We start from the raw sequence: 16475 nt of genomic DNA, 5'->3' as shown, positions 1-16475 counted from the left end.
TTACCCCATGGCGATTGATCAGGCCGAACTGGTCCAGATGCGTGATGCTCTGATCCGGGCCCGCGCCAAGGGCGTGAAATCGGTGCAGCTGAACGGCGAGCGGGTCGAGTACCGCACTGACGCGGAGATGGCCGCCGCAATCGCATCGCTGACCGCGCAGATCGCGGAGGCGCAGGGCGCTGGCGGCTTCGTCGTCGGCTATGTCACGACCGGGCGGGGCCTCTGATCATGGGATGGATCGGAGCCACTCTGGATGCGCTGGTTGGCGAATTTGCTCCGGAAGCCGGGCGGCGCCGGGCTCTCGCCCGCTCGGCCGCGAAACTGGCGATGAATTATGACGCCGCTTCGCGGGGCCGACGCGCAGCGGGATGGAAGGCGCCGGCGACAGATGCCGATGCTGCCGCATTCGGGGTAAGGGCGCGTCTGCGCCAGCTGAGCCGCGACATGGTGCGGAATCGCCCCTACGCGGCGCGGGCGCGCGAGGTGGTGATCTCGAATGTGGTGGGCACCGGGATCGTGCCATCGGTGGTGCATGAGACTGCTGAGGTGCAGGCGCAAATAGGGGCGGTGTTGTCGGAACACCTGCTTACCCCTGCGCTGGATGCACGGGGCGAGCTGGACCTCTACGCCATGCAGGAAGTGGTGATCGGCACCGTCTTCACCGATGGCGAGGTGCTGGCCCGCCGCCGCATCCGGCGCGGGAAATACGCCCGCGATCTGCCGTTGGGCTTTCAGGTCGAGCTGCTGGAGGCGGATCATCTGGACGATACCGTCACCAGCTGGGGCGCGAACGAGGTGATCGAGGGCGTCGAATACAGCCCCATCGGCGATATCGAGGCCTATCACCTGTTTGACGAACATCCCGGTGCGGCGCGGATGCGGGGGCTGAAGCTGACGTCGCGCCGCGTGCCGTGGCAGGATGTGCTGCACATCCGGCGGTTCGACAGGCCCGGCCAGCTGCGCGGTGTGCCGTGGCTGGCGCCAGTCATGATGACCATGGGAGAGATCAGCGATTATCAGGAAGCCCAGATCCTGAAGCAGAAGATGGCGGCACTGCTGGCGGCTGTCGTGACCTATGACAAGGATTCCGGTGTTGATCCCTCGAAGCGGCTCAAGGGGCTTGAGGCGCTGGAGCCCGGCGCCGTGGTCGGCACGCCGGAAGGGACGTCGGTCAATTTCACGACCCCTCCCAAGGTCGACGATTATCAGCCCTTCATGCGCGAGGCACTGGGGGCCGTTGCCATGGGCATCGGGATCACCCGTGAATCCCTGACGGGGGATCTGAGCGGGACCAATTTCTCCAGTGGCCGCATGGGGCGGATGGAGATGGACCGCAATGTCGAACGCTGGCAACGCATGGTCATCATGCAGTTCTGCATGGGGGTCGAGCGTTGGGTCCGGGAGTCTTGGGCCATGCAGCGCGTGCTGCCCACCGAGGTCATCCGTCTGGCCCATACGCCGCCGCGCCGTCCGCTGATCGATCCGAATGACGAAATCGACGCCTTTCTGAAGCAGATCGATGGGGGCGTGAACAGTCGCCAGAACGTCCAGCGCACGCTCGGGCTCGACCCCGAGCGCATCCGGCGCGAGCGCGCGGAAGATGCGCAGAAGGACAGCGATGCGAACCTCGCCCCGACTGGGGCAAGCAACCTGCCGACCGCCCGCGAAAGCCGGGCCAAGGCCAATCCCGAAGGAACTGTGGTATGAGACGACGCGGGGCGGACCTGATCATCGGCGGCGAGCTGGTGCTGTCGGGCTATGTGATGTCGGATGAGGCGGCGGGATGGGCCTGGGAGGAAGAGATCTTCTTCTGCCCGGCCATGGTCCGCGAGGCGCTTCTGGCCATGGGAGAGGGGCGCATCACCGTGCGTCTGAATTCCGGCGGCGGCGATCCGGTGGCAGGCGAGGCGATCCGCACGGCGCTGCAAGGCCATCCCGGCGGCTGCCGTGTCATTGTCGAGGGGCAGGCCTCCTCGGCGGCCTCGCTTCTTCTGATGGGGGCCGCGCAGCGCGAGATGACCGCCGGGTCGTTCATCATGCTGCACAACCCCTCCGGCTATGCCTATGGCGGGGCAGAGGATCACCGTGCGCAGGCCGATTTCCTCGACATGTTGGCCCGGGTCTACGCCCAGGTCTATGCAGATCGGTCGGGCCAGAGCATCGAAGCCGTTCTTGCCATCATGAATGCCGAAACCTTCTACAGCGCCTCGGCCGCCATCGAGGCGGGATTCGCAGATGCGGTGGCCGATGGCACTGACGCGAACGCAGCCCCGCCCAGCTTCGACGATGCGCTGCGCGCCCGCATGCAGCGCGACATGACCGCCTATGCCGCGATGATGCGCGACAAATCTCCGGGCCGTGGCACTGCCGCGCCCCGCAACCCTGCCGCCCCCGGCGGTGTCCCGGCCCCGGTGGCCGCAACCATGGAGCATGTGATGCCCGATCCGACCAACCCCACCGCGCCGGTACAGACCCCGGCACCGACGCAGATCCAGACCCCGCCGTCGCCCGCGCCCGATCCGCAGGCGGCAATCATGGCGGAGCGCAACCGCGTCACCATGATCCAGAGCATGGCGCGTCCGTTCGTGGAGGCCGGTCGCCTGACCGACGCGGATGTGACCGCGCTGATCAATGACGGCACGGCGGCCGATATGGCCGGGTCGCGGTTCATGGCGACCATGGCGCAGCGCGAACCGGCGCCCGGCCCGATGCGGGTGACCGAACGCGGCCGCGATGAAACCGAAACCCGCCGTCTGGGCATGGAAGGCGCACTTGTCGCTCGCCTGACACGCGCCGAACCCGCCGATGTGTCCCGGCAGTATATGGATTTCTCCATCGTCGAAATGGCGGCCGAACGGCTGGGCCAGCGCCGGGTGCCGGGGCATTTTGCGGGACGCGAGGAAACGCTGCGCATGGCCTTCCATTCGACCAGCGATTTCCCGGCGCTGCTGGAAAACGCCATGAACCGTTCGCTGGCCGCGCGCTATGCGCAGGCGCAGCCGACCTACCGTCGCATTGCCCGGCAGCGGACCTATGTCGATTTCCGCGACCACACCACCGTGCGTGTCGGGGACTTCCCGGATCTTCAGCCGGTCAGCCCCGAGGCGGGCGAACTGAAGGCGGGAAGCTTCAGCGAGTCGAAGGAAAAGACCAAGGTTCTGGCCTACGGTGTGCAGGTGCTGCTGTCGCGGCAGTTGCTGGTCAATGACAGTCTCGACGGCATCATGCAGGTGCTGAACGACCGGGGCAATGCGGTGGCGCGGTTCGAGGACCGGACCTTCTACACCATGATGCTGGGCGGTTCGAATGCCGATGGTCCGACGCTGCTCGAAACCACCCGGCAGGTGTTCAATACGACCGATGGCACCAAGGCCGGGACGGCGGCGGCGATCAACATCGCCTCGCTGAGCCTTGCGCGCGCCGCCCTGCGCAAACGCAAGTCGCTGGATGGTGCCGAACTGGAACTGACCGCGTCGATCCTGCTGTGCGGGCCGGACAAGGAAACCGAGGCGCAGCAGATCCTCGCGCCGATTCAGGCACAGCAGGCGGGCAACGTGAACCCGTTCTCGGGGGTCATGTCGCCGGTCATCACCGCCAAGATCACCGGCAACGCCTGGTATGTCTTCGCCTCGGTCGATGAGGCGCCGTGCTTCGAATGGGGGCTGCTGGAAGGCTACGCCGCGCCGCGCTTCCGCATGGAAGATCCCTTCGGTGTGCAGGGTACCAAGTTCTCGCTGGAACACGACTTCGGCTGCGGCGCCATTGATTTCCGCGGCGGCTACAAGAACGCCGGCGCCTGATCGGGCGACGACATGACCTGACGAAAGGGCGGCTTTCGGGCCGCCCTTCGTCATTCGCCCTGCATGAATGCCGGGTGCAATCGCCAACCGAAAGGATCGGAACATGAAGAACTATGTGCAGCGCGGCGAGCGGATCACGCTTCCCGCGCCCTATGACGTGGCCTCGGGCGCAGGCCTTCTGGTCGGGACCATCTTCGGCGTTGCTGTCCACGATGCGGTCAGCGGTGCAGATGTCGAGACGCAGCTCGAAGGCGTCGTTGATATCCTGAAGGTCGGATCGCAGGCCTGGACGGTGGGCGCCGCGATCTACTGGGACAATACCAACAAGTATTGCACCAACGCGGCCTCGGGCAACACGCTGATCGGCAAGGCCGTGTCGGCAGTCGGCAGTGGTGCCGGGGAAACCACGGGCCGCGTCCGGCTGACCGGCTGACATGGCGAGCGTATTTGACGGCATGGCCGGGGTGCTGGCGGATACGCTGGGCGCCCCGGTTGCCTATACGCCGAAGGGCGGGGTGCCCCGTGACGTGCAATCGATCTTTCGGGAAACGCCGGTCGAGGCCATCGATCCGGATGGCCATCCTGTGCTGATCACCTCGCCCAGCTGGCGGGTGCGGCACAATCTGGTGCCCGAGCTTGCCAAAGGGGACCGGATCGCCCCGGGCAACGGTAAGATCTACGCCGTGTTCAACGTGGTGCCCTCAGGATCAACCGCATCAGACGCGCATGTCATCTGCGAACTGGAGAGGATCATCGAATGAGCCGTCGTTCCGATTTTCGGGCCTTGGCCCGGCAGGCCCTCGCGGCTGATCCTCGCATGGGGGATGTCACGCAAATCTCGGCCTGGGCAGGGAATATCTCGGCCGATGTCCTGCCGGTGCTGGGTGTGGTGACCGCGCAGGAAAACGTTCAGCCCGAATCCCTGTCACATTTCTCCCGGTCCACGCTGTTGCAGGTCGTGGTGAAGCGGCTGGGCGGGGCAGATCCGGAGGCCGATCTGGATGACGACGCCGACGCTATCGAGGCCTGTCTCTGCCCGTTTTTCGCCGCGCAGGGCATCATGCTGCTGCCCGAAAAAGTGACTTTCACCCTCAACGGTGAGGGCGAACAGAAGATCGCCACCATCACAGCCGACTTTCGCGTGACCTGGCAGCGCACGCTGGCGGGTCAGCTGCTCTGACCACGAACCTCCTGGCCCGCAGGATCAGCGGGTTAATCCGGCCCTGCCATCCGGCGGGGCTTTTCCATGTCCGAAAGGCTCCACATGGCAACCATCACGAAGACGACGATGGGCGGTCCCGGTGCCCGCAACGTGACCGAGGTGACGCTGACCTCCAGCAACACCTTCGCGTACGAGGCGGGCACCGGGCAGATTCTCATCCTGCGCAACCCTACGGCTGGTGCCGTTTCCTGCATCATCGACGGGGCTGACGGAACCGTGGTTCCGGCACCGGGCATCGGCAATGTCGATGTTTCTGCCGGATATGCGGTCGGCTCCATCCCTGCCGGTGCATCCCGCCTGGTACCGCTCGACAGCATCTCGGCCTATTTGCAGGGCACGATCAATGTCACCGGAACCGGCCTCGTGGCCATGCTGCTGGGGGCGTGATCATGGCGAAGATCCTCAATCCCGGTCTGCGTCCGATCCCGCTGCCGACTGGCCATGTGGTTCCGAGGCAGGGCGAACTCGTGACCACCAATGATGTGCTGCGCTGTGCTGACAACGTGGCCTTCCTGCGCGGTCAGGAACTGTCGGGTGCGCTCACCCTCCAGTTCGATCCCGACCCTGTGGAGCCGCCCGAGGCGCCCAAGGTCGCCCCGACACTTTCCTCCCAACCTGAATCGCCCGCTGCGGGCAAATCGAAAGGCTGATTTCCATGGCATTCATCACCTATATCGGCGGCACCGTCGCCGTTTCCGCCGCCGTGCCCGCGACCGTCGATCAGGCGGGTTTCGCGGCACTGACCTATACTGCCGTCGGCAGCATCACCGAATGGGGCGAGGTGGGCGACAGTTCGGAGGATGTGACCGAGACCACGCTGGCCGGTCGCACCAACCACGCCAATGGCGCGCTGGACGGCGGATCGGTTGCGTTCACCATCCTGAGCAATGGCACCGATGCCGGCCAGACGATCCTCAAGACCAAGAACAACACCAATGACGAGGTGTCGGTGAAGATCACCGATCCCGATGGCCAGATCACCTATTTCTTCGGGAAGGTTGCGAACCTGAAGGATCGTCAGCGCACCGCCTCGACCATGAAAGGCCAGACCGGCGAATTCCGCGTCAACAGCGCGACCGTCCGCGTCTGATATGGTCTCAGGCCCGCCGCCATGCGGGCCTGATCCTCAACGAGAAGCGCCTATGCGCCCGGACAGGAGGGAAGGCTGGTGAACCGTTCGCTGAAGAGAATCGTGGACGAGCTTCTGGGTGAACTGAAGAGGATCACCCGCGAGATGGCGGCGGATACTTCCTCTGAAGTTCATCAAGCAAGCGGTAAAGGCGCTCTGAAGCGCTTGGCCCGAGCGATTGGATTGGTGACGAAGCCATAGTATGCGCGCGGAAGGCTTCAAGCAGGCTGAATGCCTGGCCTTGGGGAAGCCTCTGAAGCGAAATCTCGGCAATGGCTTTGTAGATTGCAGCCTCTGCGCGCATCATCTGGAACTCGGTTTCCTCTTCCTCGGTCATGCGGGCCTGATCCTCAAACCGAGCCTACCAGTTCCCGGCGCGCCGCAGATGCCAGAAAGGACGATCTGGTCATGCCGCGTGCCTTGGCGGTTTCGTCGATGGCGCGCAGCAAGCCACGTTCCATCGAGATATTGACCCGCTCCGGGGCGGTGTCGGCCGGGATATAGGGCACGGGCAGCAAAACGGCGCCGTCTGCAATGGCTTCAGCCACATCGGCGCGGGCCCGGATCTGGTCGAGCGACGCGGGATCGACATCCGGCATATCCTCGAACCAGAGGTCGAGAGCCTCGGTCGCGGCGGCAGAGATGCCCGCCCAGTTGTCCGCAGCGGCATGGCAACCGGGAAGGTCGGGGAAGGTCAGGCCGAAGGCACTGTCACCTTCCTGGTGAACGATAGCGATGTAGTAGCGCATGGCAGTACCCCATGTGGTTGTTTCGTAGAGGGGCGATGGGGTGGCCGGGCTAAAGAAGCCCGGCCTGTTCGTAGATGCTCCTGACGGTCCCGAGCGGCAGGTCTTTCTTCGGATGCGGCAGGATCACGGTGCGATCCCCTTTCCGAAGCTTGAGGTGTGAACCCTTCTTGGACACTTCCTCAAAACCCTCTGCTTTCAAGACTTTCAGGAGCTTTCTTGAATTCGTTTCAAGCTCCATCGCCCCTCCTTTCATGTGTATTTATATACACACTCTCTGACCGTTTGTCAAGGGAGTGTGTATATAAGTGTGCATAAATCTTTCCTGACCGAGTGCATGGCCTGCGGCATGTAGGCCAGTCGGGCAGGTAAGCCGGGCGGCGCCGGTCGTGGTTCAGCCGGTGCCGCCCATCCCTTGAACCAGAACCTGAAGGATGAAGATCATGGATTTCACGACGTTTGCAACTATGGGTAAGGTGCTGGCCAGCAACGAGGGCACCGAGGTCCATCTGGTCGGCCCGGATGGCTTCACGCCGCTCTTTGCCGTTGAGGATGCGCAGCGCGGCTGGATTGTGACTGTGGATGCGGAAGCGAAAGGTGCGGTGCCGTGCATCATGACTGTGGTCGGGCAGGACAGCCGCACCTATCGGCGTCGTCGTCATGAAATGGTGGATGCGATGCGCAACCGGCAGCGGAGCATCAAATCGGCTCAAGCCGAGCAAGAAGCAATGAAGATGGTCGCTGCCGGGGTGGTGGGCTGGAAGAATATCCCGTGGTCCGATGCAGACAAGGGCTATCTGCTGTCGTTTACCGACGACAATCTTCTCATGTTCCTGGAGGCATATCGTCCTGCGTTTGATCAGCTGAATGAGTTTATCGCGGATCGTACCCGTTTTTTGCGGATCGACGCGACCGCCTAATACTCTGGGCGGCGCAGTCAGGGTGGCTCGATGCGGATCCTGTGAATGAGAAAAGAAAGCAGCCTCGGGGCGTTACAAATCGTGCTCTGAGGTTGCGTCTTGGGCATGAACTGGGCCTGCCGGAACTGGGCGAGAATGACCGCAACCTGATTGTCGCCTTCCGGGAGTGCGGTATCAGCAAGTCGGGCTTTGCCGGAGCCATTCCTTTGGAGTGGCCCGACATCCTCGCCTTCGCGATCAGCACGGGATCGGTCGAGGACGGCACGGACATGGGTATCCTGTTTCACATGTGCAGGGCCTATTGCTCTGCACATGATGAAGCGCGAAATGATGCTATGGTCATTGCCCCCGCCGAGAGATCGCCAAATACCTGATGTCTTGCGAGATAGATCACCTTTTAAAGGGACTGTAACGGATCAGCCCCCAAAGCGGCTGGTCCGGGAAGTCTCGTCTGGCATCAGAAATTTCGGCATTTAACTTACTCTCGTCCTGAGGGGACGATATGGAGGAAAACAAGGGATCATCGAGATCGGTGCCATCGGGCAGGTGCGATTGTAGTGTCACGGCGGTGGAGATCGCTGCTGTTACGCAGGTGGCCCCGCCCGCAAGAGTCTTATTGATCCGAAGGCAAGTTTCTTTGAGTTCGAAAGCCTCTGGCGGGTAAATTCTGCTAAACGCGTCCAGAGTTAGAACTGCAACATGGGCGTGCGGCAAGCAGGCAGCAACTTCCATGAATCCTGTCGCTTCCTTTTGGCAGGCTGCGACAGCGCGAGGGTCTGCTTTGCCTGCAGCTGGCGCGGCTTGATCAAATTCGGCCTCTGCCGCGTGAAATCCAAAGGTGATGTGGCTACCCTCTTGATCGGCTCTTGCAGGAACCGGCAATCCTTGTGATCCGCAACGCAGGATTGCCCTCCGGGCAGCTTCGTATGCCTGCCTTACTGCGCTGTCTGATCCGCCTGAAAACGAAAGAAGCTCGATTGACGATGCAACCGGCCTGCCGTCTGTACCGATGATCATCCCGATCTCTACCGCAACACGCTGCGCCTCAGTTGAAAGCGATCCAACGTTCCAGCAGCGTTCTATCGCGACGCGCAGAGCATCCATTTCGCTAGAAGTCAGTCGAATTTCTCTGATGACAGGGCCAGATCCCGAGGCATCACTTTGGTTCGGAAGATTGGGTATGGGCGTTTCAGCGAGGGCAGTACCTGGAAGTGCCAAAAGGATAGCGGCGAAAAATTGCAAATGCATCGAGCCTCACATTGCCCCCGGGTTTTCCTGCCATGGGGGCTTTTCTATCAGAAATGGAACGCAGTATGACCACTTTCGCTGAGCTGTCCATTCGGCTGACAACTCGCGGCGCAGACGAATCTGCCCGTGATATTCGCAAGATTGAAGGAGCTGCCGGGCAGGTTGGTACGACAGCGCAGCGGTTGTCGCGTTCAACCCGGCGGCTGGCGACAGATATGATCGCAGGTGCCAATGGTGTTCGGCGTGTGACGGACCAGCTAGATCAAAACCAGCGCGCTATTGTGCAAAGCACTGGTGGCATGCAGGGGCTGATTGCTGCCATGGGTCGGTTCATCGGCTTGTCCAGCAGGGGCGGTGTTGTGGCGAGAGGTTTTCGCGAGGCCAATGTTGCCGCCGCTGCGGGCAGCAACCGGCTAACCGGCGCCATCACAAATGCTAGCTTCCAGGTGCAGGACTTCTTCGTCCAAGTGGCGGCTGGAACTGCCGCTGTCACAGCACTGTCTCAGCAGCTTCCACAACTGCTGGGCGCTTTCGGCTTCTCTGGCAAAATAGCGCTTTTCGGGGCCATCCTCGGTACTTTGGTGGCTATCGGTGCGGCTGTCATCCCCAAGATTGATGGGGTAGGCGAAGCGGTGAAACGCATGACCGATCAGCTTGATCAGGCCACCGGCGTCGTCACGGCCGCGCGCACTGCCATCGGTACTTTGGCCCAGCATTTTGACCGGATCGTCGTTTATGCAGGGACTGCTGCCGCACTATTCGCAGGGAAGTGGGTGGCTGGTTTGCTGGCTTCGGCCGTCGCCACCGGCACTTTGTCCGGGGCTTTGCTGGTACTGCGCGGCGCGCTGATCCGTACCGGGATAGGAGCGCTGATCGTGGGGGCCGGAGAGCTGGTCTATCAGTTTGGCCGCGTCACAAAGGCTGCTGGGGGTATTGGCAGGGCGTTTTCTCTGATGGGCGACGTTGTGTCAGGTGTTTGGGAGGGGATCGTTATCTCTGCGGGCGCAATTCCGGCTGGGCTCGCTTCGGTGTGGGAAGATGTGAAGTCCAACTTTTTTGACATGCTCACAGTTATTGCCGGGGCATGGCGGGATTTTCTAGCGTCGATGGGTCTGGACGGCTTGGCCTCAACAGCTGATGAAATGGTTACTTCGTCGATGAAGGCGTCCACGGATGCTTTTATTGCATCTGGCGAAGCCGCAGCGCGGGCCAGTGCGATTACTGCTGATGGCTTTGGCAAGGCCAAGGAAGCCATTGGCCAACTTTCAACCGTGCTTTCGGACGATGAAAAGCTCTTCGAGCTTCCCAGTCTAAGGTCTGGGCTGGGCGACAGTGCAAAGAAGGCTGGAGGGGCCGCCAAAGCAACAGATGATCTTGCGAAGGCGGCTGATAAATGGCGTGACCGGCTGAAAGAAACGCAAACACCTCTGGAAAGATACAACACTGAGCTCGCTGAACTGACGCAGCTCTACAAGGCTGGAAAGCTCACGCAGGAAGAGTTCGGCAGGGGCCAAAAGCTAGTTTCGCAAGAATTGGCGGATGCGATTCCACTCGTGGGCGATTTGTCGAATGCCTGGGCTGATTTCGTGATGTCGGGGGGCAAGGATATCTCCGGCCTTGGTGATCTGTTCAGGCAGACCCTGCACCAGATGATCGCGGATGCTGCGAAACAGCAGATCATGGTCTCGATGGGCATTCTGCCTGCGGATGGAAAGGTTCCCGCGGCTGGCGCAGCTGGCGGCGCGCCCGGCCTGCTCGGCCTTGGCAGCCTGATCGGCAAGGACAGCTGGCTGGGCAAAGGGCTGGCATCCGGAAAAGGCTTCCTTGGCGGCATCGGCAAGCTGTTCGGTTTTGGCGGTACCGGCGCGGGCGGGGCAGGGATGCTGGGCGGTCTGGGCAGCATGCTGGGCACCGTGGGCATGATCGCGGGCGGGATCGGGCTTGTCATGTCGCTCGGCAAGGCGCTGTTCGGGCGCAAGCTGGCCGATACCGGCGTGATGGGCCAGTTCACCGGCGACACGTTCGATGGCTCGTCCTATCGGTACTACAAGGGCGGGTTGTTCCGGTCGAACAAGACCTCGACCGAAGCACTGGACCCGCAGGTGTCTGATACCATCGGCCTCGCCTATGCCGATCTGCGCGGCAATATCCGCGACATGGCGGGGGTACTGGATCTGGGATCGGGCGCGATTGCTGATTTCGTGCATGATTTCAAGATCAGCACCAAGGACATGTCCGAGGAACAGGTGCTTCAGGCCTTGCAGGCGGAAATGGCCAAGGCCGGGGCAGGGATGGCCGAACTGGTGTTGGGGACGGACGCCTATACCCGGGCGGGCGAAACCGCATTGGATACGCTGACCCGACTGTCGGCCAGCCTGACCGGCGTCCGCGACGTGGTGGATCTGCTGGGGCATCGGTTCGACATGGTGGGGCTTGTCGGCGGGGATGTCGCATCATCGCTGGCCGATGCGTTCGGCGGTCTGGACAACATGGCCACGGCAACCGCGAACTATTTCCAGACCTTCTACACACAGGAAGAACAGGTCGCGACCGCCACGCGGCGGGCCGAGGCGGAGCTGGCCAGGCTCGGGGCTGCCATGCCGAGGTCGCGGGCGGAATACCGGCTGATGGTCGAGGCGCTGGATCTGACCGACAAGAAACAGCAGGAGCTCTATGCAACGCTGATCGGCCTTTCCGGGGTGATGGATCAGGTTCTGCCTTCGATTGCCCAAATGACGCGCGAAATGGAGCAACTGACGGGCATGGTCTCGACCGGGCTGGACGCGACGATCGATGCGACGACAGAGGCGCAGCGGGCGGCGCTGGATGCAGCCCGGACTTGGTACCGCGCGGCGCAATCGATCCGAGACTATATTGACCGGCTTCGTGGCACGGCTGGGGCGCTGGTCTCCGGGCAGCAGGCGCTGGTTTACAATGAGGCACGCTATCAGGCCATTCTGGCGCGCGCTGTGGCAGGCGATATCGCGGCGGTTGGTGATCTGACCGGCGCCGCCGATGCGATGCTGGCAAGCCAGCGCGATATGGCGCGCAACCGTGTGGAACTGGCGCGGGCGCAGGCGCGGGTGCTGTCCGACCTTGGGCTGGTGCAGGGTGTTGCAGATATCGAGGGGGCCCGGCATGACGTGATCGCCGGGCTGCTGGGGCAGCAGATCGATGTGTTGACCGAGGTGCGGGATTTCCTCGCCGGCGGTGGCGTATTGGACGAGGCGATGATCGATCAGCTGAACGGGCAGCTGGGCGGCCTTCAGCAGGCCATCGCTGCGGCCGAGATGATCAATTACCAGTTCCTGCGGGAGCGCCTGGCGGTGACCGTGGATGTGATCGCGGATGCCGATATCCCGCCGCATTTGCGCGCCTTGCTGAACAATGCAGCGACCGGCGTCACCGGCTATATTGATTTCCTGACGCGCAGTGATCTGCCTGCCGATCTGAAGTGGCTGGCACTGACCGGAGCCTCCGAACATATCAAGACCATCGATTACCTGGCCCGGAACGATCTGGGCCATGATCTGACGCGGCTGGCACTGGCCGATGTGTCGAGCCTGCAAAAGACCGTACATCTGCTGACGGGGGCTGCGCTGCCGGTCGATGTGATGCGGATCGCGCTGGCCGGAAACTCGGAATTGTCGCGTGTTGTGACGGCGACGCTTTCCTCCGGGATCAGCCCGGCTGCGATGCGTCTCGCGCTCGGGAATGTCGGCGCATATGCGGTCAGCGTCATGGCCTCGCTATCTCCCGGGATCAGCGACGGTGTGCGGCGGATCGTGATCGCCCAGCAGGGCAGCTACGCCGCCATGATCGAGGCGGCGATCAGCGCGCAGATGGGGGAGCGCGCGCGCCGGATTCTGTTGGCGCAGCAGGGTGAGTATATCGCGAACATAACGGGTGTTCTCGCTTCGGACATGGACGGCCCGACCCGTCGCCTCCTGCTGAATGCAAACACGGCCGCCGCGCGGGCGATTACGGTTGCGTCCGTGTTTGCCAGCAGCATGACGGCCGATCAGCGCGCGGCCCTGATTTCATCGGCACAAGAGTCCTTCAAGACGATCCGTGCCGCAATCAGCCTGGCAGGGCTGTCACCCACCGGGGCCTTGTTTCTGGCGCAGATCGGGGCAGGCAGCAAAGCCTTCCAGAAGACGATCACGGGCCAGATCGCGCTGTCTGCGCTTTCAGCCGATCAGCGGATGCTGCTTGGCGCGATCAGCGAGACGGTGCGGAAGAATGCGGATCTGAGGGCAACAGGGTCCATGACCACCGATCAGCGCCTGTTGCTCGCTGCGATTTCCGGAACGGTGAACCGTGCGGCGATCTTCAAGGCTTCCGGCACGCTGACAGTGGACCAACGCCGCATGCTTCTTGCCGAAGCCGGAAGGGTCGATATCACAATCGCGGGTGGCGTGACCCTGGCAAAGCTGGGGGCGGATCAGCTCAGGATGCTGCGCGCCACCACCTCGACCATTCTTCGCACGATCAAGGGGGCTGTGGATCTTTCCGGGCTCAATGACAGACAGAAGACCCTTCTCGATGCGATCAACGGGACCACGGCGGGCAAGATCCTGCTTGGCGGGAGCTTCGCATTCGAGCCTGCAAAGGCATTCTCGGTATGGTTCGAGACGACGACGACCTCGAATATTGCCAATCCGCTTGCCACGATGCGGGGCGCGCTCGCCACACTGGGCGGGTCGCTCGCGGATTTGCGGAAAGTGATAGAGGCTGAGGGCAACCGGCAGGAGCGTGCGGCAAAGGTTGCGGCGCTGAACGCCTATGTGGGGACGTTGACCCGCGATGGCGAAGGCCGTGCCTTTGTCGATGATACCGAACTTGCGCGGATGGCCGAAATCCTCGGGATCGATGCTACCGGAATGGATCGGAACACGCTGCGCAACCGTGTGGCGGGGTATAGCAAGGGCGATCTTTTGCGCGGGACGATCTATGATCCCACGGGATCGCGCGAACGCCGGTATCTCGACAGCCTTTTGCCGGAGGAGACACAGGGTGAAAGCCTGACGCTGGACGATTTCCGGATCTTCTGGCGTCAATACGGCAGCGATGACGGTAGGGTCGAGGGCTTTTCGATCCTTGGCCCGCTCGGTGGAATCCGGGGTACCATCGGGCCAGGCGGGGCACAATTCATCACCAGAGCAGCGGCGGAAAAGTGGCTGAAAGATCAGAAGTACCCGGCATTTGCCCGCGGCGGTCAGCATAGCGGCGGCCCGGCATATATCGGGGAAAATGATCTGGAGCTCGTGGCCCCGTCCCGGGTCTACAGCCCGCGTGAGACCCGGGAGATGCTCGACAATCGTGCCGTGGTCGAGGCGATCACCGAATTGCGCCGGGAGGTTGCCGCCGCCCGCGCGGAAAACACCCAGCTGCTGCTGAGGATCGAAGGGTACGAGCGTCAGCAGGCCCGGATCGTGCGGGACTGGGATGCCAATGGTCTGCCTGCGGAGCGCACAGAATGAGGGTGGTTGAGCCGATTGCCATTACCGAAGCCATGCTGGTTTCGTCCAATGTCCCGGAAACCGATGCCGCGGCGTGGAATGCCGGGACGGCTTATGCCGTCGGCAACCAGGTGATCCGGGGGCATGCTGTTTATGAGGCCGTGCAAGCGCATACCGGGCAGGACCCATTGCTGGACGCGGGCAGCACCTACTGGCTGAAGCTGGGGGCGACGAACCGCTGGAAGGCGTTTGACCGGCTGATCTCCGATCCGGTCGTGAAGACGGGCAGCATCACCTATTCGCTTCAGATCAGCAGCCTTGCGGATGCTGTTGCGTTCTTCGGGCTCAACGCATCATCGGTTCGGGTCAAGGTGACCGATCCGGTGGATGGGGTCATCTATGATGTCACGCGCACCATCGTCGACAACAGCGCTGTTTTCGATGGCTGGTCCTACTGCTTCGAGCCGGTGGTCTATGACACGCAGGAGATTGTCACCGGAGTGCCGATCTATTCCGGTGTGACGCTCGATATCACCGTGACCAGCGGGAGCGCGACACAGGTCGGACAAATCGTTGTCGGCCGTGACCAGATCCTTGGCGAGGCGCTTGTCGATACCGCGATCGGCATCGAGGATTTCTCGCGCAAGGAACGTGATGATTTCGGCAATGCGATCATCATCGAACGCGCCTATGCCCAGACCGCGAGTTTTCGGTTCGCTTTCCCAACTGAGGATGCGCGGCGCATTCGCGGTATCCTCGCGCGGCTGAGGGCAACGCCGGCGGTCTATTACGCCGGTCCCTCCACCAGCCAGTACGGGACCACAGTGTACGGGTTCTTCCGGGACTTCTCGATCCCGCTCACCACCAACCGATCTTTTGGCAACCTTGAAGTCGAGGGGCTTACCTGATGCCGATCACTCTCCCGCCGCCGGCGCCATCGCGCAATAACCCGGCGACATTCTCTCCACGAATGGATTCATTCCTTGCATGGCTTGTGACGGCTGTGCCGGAGTTCAATGCCCTGGCGCTTGCGACAGGGCCGGGGCTGTTTCTCAATGGCAGCGCCGCGAATCCGGGTATCAGTTTTGCCGCTGACCCGGATACAGGGCTTTACCGCCCTGGCGCGAACCAGCTTGCGGCCGTGACGGGTGGGGTTACCAGATGGCTGCTTTCCAACACGGGGATGCAGATCGATGTGCCTTTGATCGGCACCGCAGTCACACAGTCGCCCAACGACACGACAGCGGGGCGGCTGCTGAAGACGGGAGATTTCGGGCTGGGAACCGCGATCTCTCTGGGGGCGACAGATAACCTGGACAACATCCTGACCTCGGGCGTTTACTACAACCCGAGCACCGCAAACACGACAGGTAACAACTACCCGTCAAATGCGGCTGGCGCCTTGCAGGTGATCTTCCGGGCCGCTCAGAATGTGGTCCAGATCTACACGACCTTCGGTGGAACCACGGCGAGCACAGCAAGTCTGCGCCAGTACGTCCGCAGTCGTGGAACCGATGGCTGGACTGCATGGGATGAGATCCTGATGCGGGACAACATCGTCGGGCCAGCCAGTCAATCCGCAGGTGTGCCGACCGGGGCGATCATTGAACGCGGTAGCAATACCAATGGCGAATACGTCCGGCTTGCAGATGGCTCCCAGTGGTGCTGGAGAGATGCAGCCTATGATGCTTCGCTGGCTGGTGGGGCGAACAGTGGCGATCAGTCCTGGACTTTCCCGGCCAGCTTCCTGAGCGGGACGACACCTGCGGTAGAGGCCACCGCGCGGGCGACCAACACGACTGCCGACCGCCTCGCCGCAGCGCAATATCTGCGGGTCTGCGCTACGCCTTCAGGTGCTTCGAGCGGCGTGTTCGTTCTGGCTAATACAGGCGGTGCTGCGCTTACGGCCCGCGCTGATCTTCGCGCCGTCGGCCGCTGGTACTGAGGA

At 62.4% G+C, this 16475-nt stretch carries 19 protein-coding genes; 14 read left to right on the top strand and 5 right to left on the bottom strand.

From position 1 onward, the window contains the following. The first annotated feature begins 7 nt into the window (after positions 1-7). The 9 genes from AO684_RS20340 to AO684_RS20300 all read left to right on the top strand — a co-directional run bounded on the left by AO684_RS20340 (position 8) and on the right by AO684_RS20300 (position 6112). Positions 8-226, top strand: coding sequence for a phage head-tail joining protein (locus tag AO684_RS20340; protein ID WP_054304566.1), 219 nt, complete (start codon positions 8-10; stop codon positions 224-226). Positions 227-228: 2 nt separating this feature from the next. Beyond that, on the top strand, positions 229-1707 hold the full coding sequence (locus tag AO684_RS20335) for a phage portal protein (protein ID WP_054304565.1): 1479 nt from the start codon (positions 229-231) through the stop codon (positions 1705-1707). Next, positions 1704-3800, top strand: coding sequence for a head maturation protease, ClpP-related (locus AO684_RS20330; protein WP_054304564.1), 2097 nt, complete (start codon positions 1704-1706; stop codon positions 3798-3800). Before AO684_RS20335 ends, AO684_RS20330 begins: the two co-directional genes overlap by 4 nt. Before the next feature lie 103 nt (positions 3801-3903). Beyond that, a complete protein-coding gene (locus tag AO684_RS20325) occupies positions 3904-4233 on the top strand; it encodes a DUF2190 family protein (RefSeq protein ID WP_054304563.1) in 330 nt (109 codons plus the stop codon). A 1-nt stretch (position 4234) separates the two neighbouring features. Beyond that, complete coding sequence (locus tag AO684_RS20320; protein WP_054304562.1) at positions 4235-4561, top strand: hypothetical protein; 327 nt, start codon at positions 4235-4237, stop codon at positions 4559-4561. After that, the gene (locus tag AO684_RS20315; RefSeq protein WP_054304561.1) at positions 4558-4980 is read left to right on the top strand and encodes a hypothetical protein; all 423 of its coding nucleotides are present in this window, start codon (positions 4558-4560) and stop codon (positions 4978-4980) included. The genes AO684_RS20320 and AO684_RS20315 overlap by 4 nt, the downstream gene beginning before the upstream one ends. Positions 4981-5064: 84 nt before the next feature. Then, the gene (locus tag AO684_RS20310; RefSeq protein WP_054304560.1) at positions 5065-5409 is read left to right on the top strand and encodes a hypothetical protein; all 345 of its coding nucleotides are present in this window, start codon (positions 5065-5067) and stop codon (positions 5407-5409) included. Between the two features lie 2 nt (positions 5410-5411). Further along, positions 5412-5672, top strand: a complete 261-nt coding sequence (locus AO684_RS20305) for a hypothetical protein (protein ID WP_145693799.1) — start codon at positions 5412-5414, stop codon at positions 5670-5672. A gap of 5 nt (positions 5673-5677) precedes the next feature. Next, complete coding sequence (locus AO684_RS20300) at positions 5678-6112, top strand: hypothetical protein (RefSeq protein WP_054304558.1); 435 nt, start codon at positions 5678-5680, stop codon at positions 6110-6112. Between the two features lie 133 nt (positions 6113-6245). Here the strand turns inward: AO684_RS20300 and AO684_RS20295 are convergent, their stop codons facing one another. Genes AO684_RS20295 through AO684_RS20285 form a run of 3 tightly spaced genes read right to left on the bottom strand, consistent with a single transcriptional unit; the run spans position 6246 to position 7138 of the window. Further along, positions 6246-6488, bottom strand: a complete 243-nt coding sequence (locus tag AO684_RS20295; protein WP_054304557.1) for a hypothetical protein — start codon at positions 6486-6488, stop codon at positions 6246-6248. Between the two features lie 13 nt (positions 6489-6501). Continuing rightward, entirely contained in the window at positions 6502-6900 is a 399-nt protein-coding gene (locus AO684_RS20290; RefSeq protein ID WP_054304556.1) for a type II toxin-antitoxin system HicB family antitoxin, read from the bottom strand. Positions 6901-6949: 49 nt separating this feature from the next. Next, positions 6950-7138 (bottom strand): type II toxin-antitoxin system HicA family toxin, encoded by a 189-nt coding sequence (locus tag AO684_RS20285; protein ID WP_054304555.1) that lies wholly within the window; start codon positions 7136-7138, stop codon positions 6950-6952. Between the two features lie 202 nt (positions 7139-7340). On the opposite strand from AO684_RS20285, the gene AO684_RS20280 reads away from it, so the two are divergent. Both AO684_RS20280 and AO684_RS20275 read left to right on the top strand, forming a co-directional pair. After that, a complete protein-coding gene (locus AO684_RS20280; protein ID WP_145693801.1) occupies positions 7341-7817 on the top strand; it encodes a hypothetical protein in 477 nt (158 codons plus the stop codon). Between the two features lie 41 nt (positions 7818-7858). Continuing rightward, complete coding sequence (locus AO684_RS20275) at positions 7859-8191, top strand: hypothetical protein (protein ID WP_152968491.1); 333 nt, start codon at positions 7859-7861, stop codon at positions 8189-8191. 16 nt (positions 8192-8207) lie between these two features. Here AO684_RS20275 and AO684_RS21685 read toward each other — a convergent pair whose 3' ends face one another. Then, positions 8208-9065, bottom strand: coding sequence for a hypothetical protein (locus tag AO684_RS21685; protein ID WP_152968490.1), 858 nt, complete (start codon positions 9063-9065; stop codon positions 8208-8210). A gap of 413 nt (positions 9066-9478) precedes the next feature. Further along, complete coding sequence (locus tag AO684_RS21680) at positions 9479-9781, bottom strand: hypothetical protein (RefSeq protein WP_152968489.1); 303 nt, start codon at positions 9779-9781, stop codon at positions 9479-9481. An 837-nt stretch (positions 9782-10618) separates the two neighbouring features. Here AO684_RS21680 and AO684_RS20270 point away from each other — a divergent pair. The 3 genes from AO684_RS20270 to AO684_RS20260 are packed head-to-tail and all read left to right on the top strand — an operon-like array spanning position 10619 to position 16472. Continuing rightward, entirely contained in the window at positions 10619-14548 is a 3930-nt protein-coding gene (locus AO684_RS20270; protein ID WP_152968488.1) for a hypothetical protein, read from the top strand. After that, positions 14545-15435, top strand: a complete 891-nt coding sequence (locus tag AO684_RS20265; protein ID WP_054304551.1) for a hypothetical protein — start codon at positions 14545-14547, stop codon at positions 15433-15435. The genes AO684_RS20270 and AO684_RS20265 overlap by 4 nt, the downstream gene beginning before the upstream one ends. Then, entirely contained in the window at positions 15435-16472 is a 1038-nt protein-coding gene (locus AO684_RS20260) for a pyocin knob domain-containing protein (protein ID WP_152968487.1), read from the top strand. The genes AO684_RS20265 and AO684_RS20260 overlap by 1 nt, the downstream gene beginning before the upstream one ends. The last annotated feature ends 3 nt before the right edge of the window (positions 16473-16475 follow it).

Source organism: Gemmobacter sp. LW-1 (genome assembly GCF_001303875.1).
GTDB lineage: Bacteria > Pseudomonadota > Alphaproteobacteria > Rhodobacterales > Rhodobacteraceae > Gemmobacter > Gemmobacter caeni.
This window is presented reverse-complemented; position numbering and strand designations above follow the sequence as displayed.

Coding starts and splice junctions, on each gene's coding strand:
- AO684_RS20260 (WP_152968487.1), top strand. CDS start 15,435: ATGCCGATCACTCTCCCGCCGCCGGCGCCATCGCGCAATAACCCGGCG.
- AO684_RS20290 (WP_054304556.1), bottom strand. CDS start 6,900: ATGCGCTACTACATCGCTATCGTTCACCAGGAAGGTGACAGTGCCTTC.
- AO684_RS20280 (WP_145693801.1), top strand. CDS start 7,341: ATGGATTTCACGACGTTTGCAACTATGGGTAAGGTGCTGGCCAGCAAC.
- AO684_RS20300 (WP_054304558.1), top strand. CDS start 5,678: ATGGCATTCATCACCTATATCGGCGGCACCGTCGCCGTTTCCGCCGCC.
- AO684_RS20285 (WP_054304555.1), bottom strand. CDS start 7,138: ATGGAGCTTGAAACGAATTCAAGAAAGCTCCTGAAAGTCTTGAAAGCA.
- AO684_RS21680 (WP_152968489.1), bottom strand. CDS start 9,781: ATGCTGGGCCAAAGTACCGATGGCAGTGCGCGCGGCCGTGACGACGCC.
- AO684_RS20305 (WP_145693799.1), top strand. CDS start 5,412: ATGGCGAAGATCCTCAATCCCGGTCTGCGTCCGATCCCGCTGCCGACT.
- AO684_RS21685 (WP_152968490.1), bottom strand. CDS start 9,065: ATGCATTTGCAATTTTTCGCCGCTATCCTTTTGGCACTTCCAGGTACT.
- AO684_RS20315 (WP_054304561.1), top strand. CDS start 4,558: ATGAGCCGTCGTTCCGATTTTCGGGCCTTGGCCCGGCAGGCCCTCGCG.
- AO684_RS20325 (WP_054304563.1), top strand. CDS start 3,904: ATGAAGAACTATGTGCAGCGCGGCGAGCGGATCACGCTTCCCGCGCCC.
- AO684_RS20295 (WP_054304557.1), bottom strand. CDS start 6,488: ATGACCGAGGAAGAGGAAACCGAGTTCCAGATGATGCGCGCAGAGGCT.
- AO684_RS20310 (WP_054304560.1), top strand. CDS start 5,065: ATGGCAACCATCACGAAGACGACGATGGGCGGTCCCGGTGCCCGCAAC.
- AO684_RS20320 (WP_054304562.1), top strand. CDS start 4,235: ATGGCGAGCGTATTTGACGGCATGGCCGGGGTGCTGGCGGATACGCTG.
- AO684_RS20335 (WP_054304565.1), top strand. CDS start 229: ATGGGATGGATCGGAGCCACTCTGGATGCGCTGGTTGGCGAATTTGCT.
- AO684_RS20265 (WP_054304551.1), top strand. CDS start 14,545: ATGAGGGTGGTTGAGCCGATTGCCATTACCGAAGCCATGCTGGTTTCG.
- AO684_RS20330 (WP_054304564.1), top strand. CDS start 1,704: ATGAGACGACGCGGGGCGGACCTGATCATCGGCGGCGAGCTGGTGCTG.
- AO684_RS20340 (WP_054304566.1), top strand. CDS start 8: ATGGCGATTGATCAGGCCGAACTGGTCCAGATGCGTGATGCTCTGATC.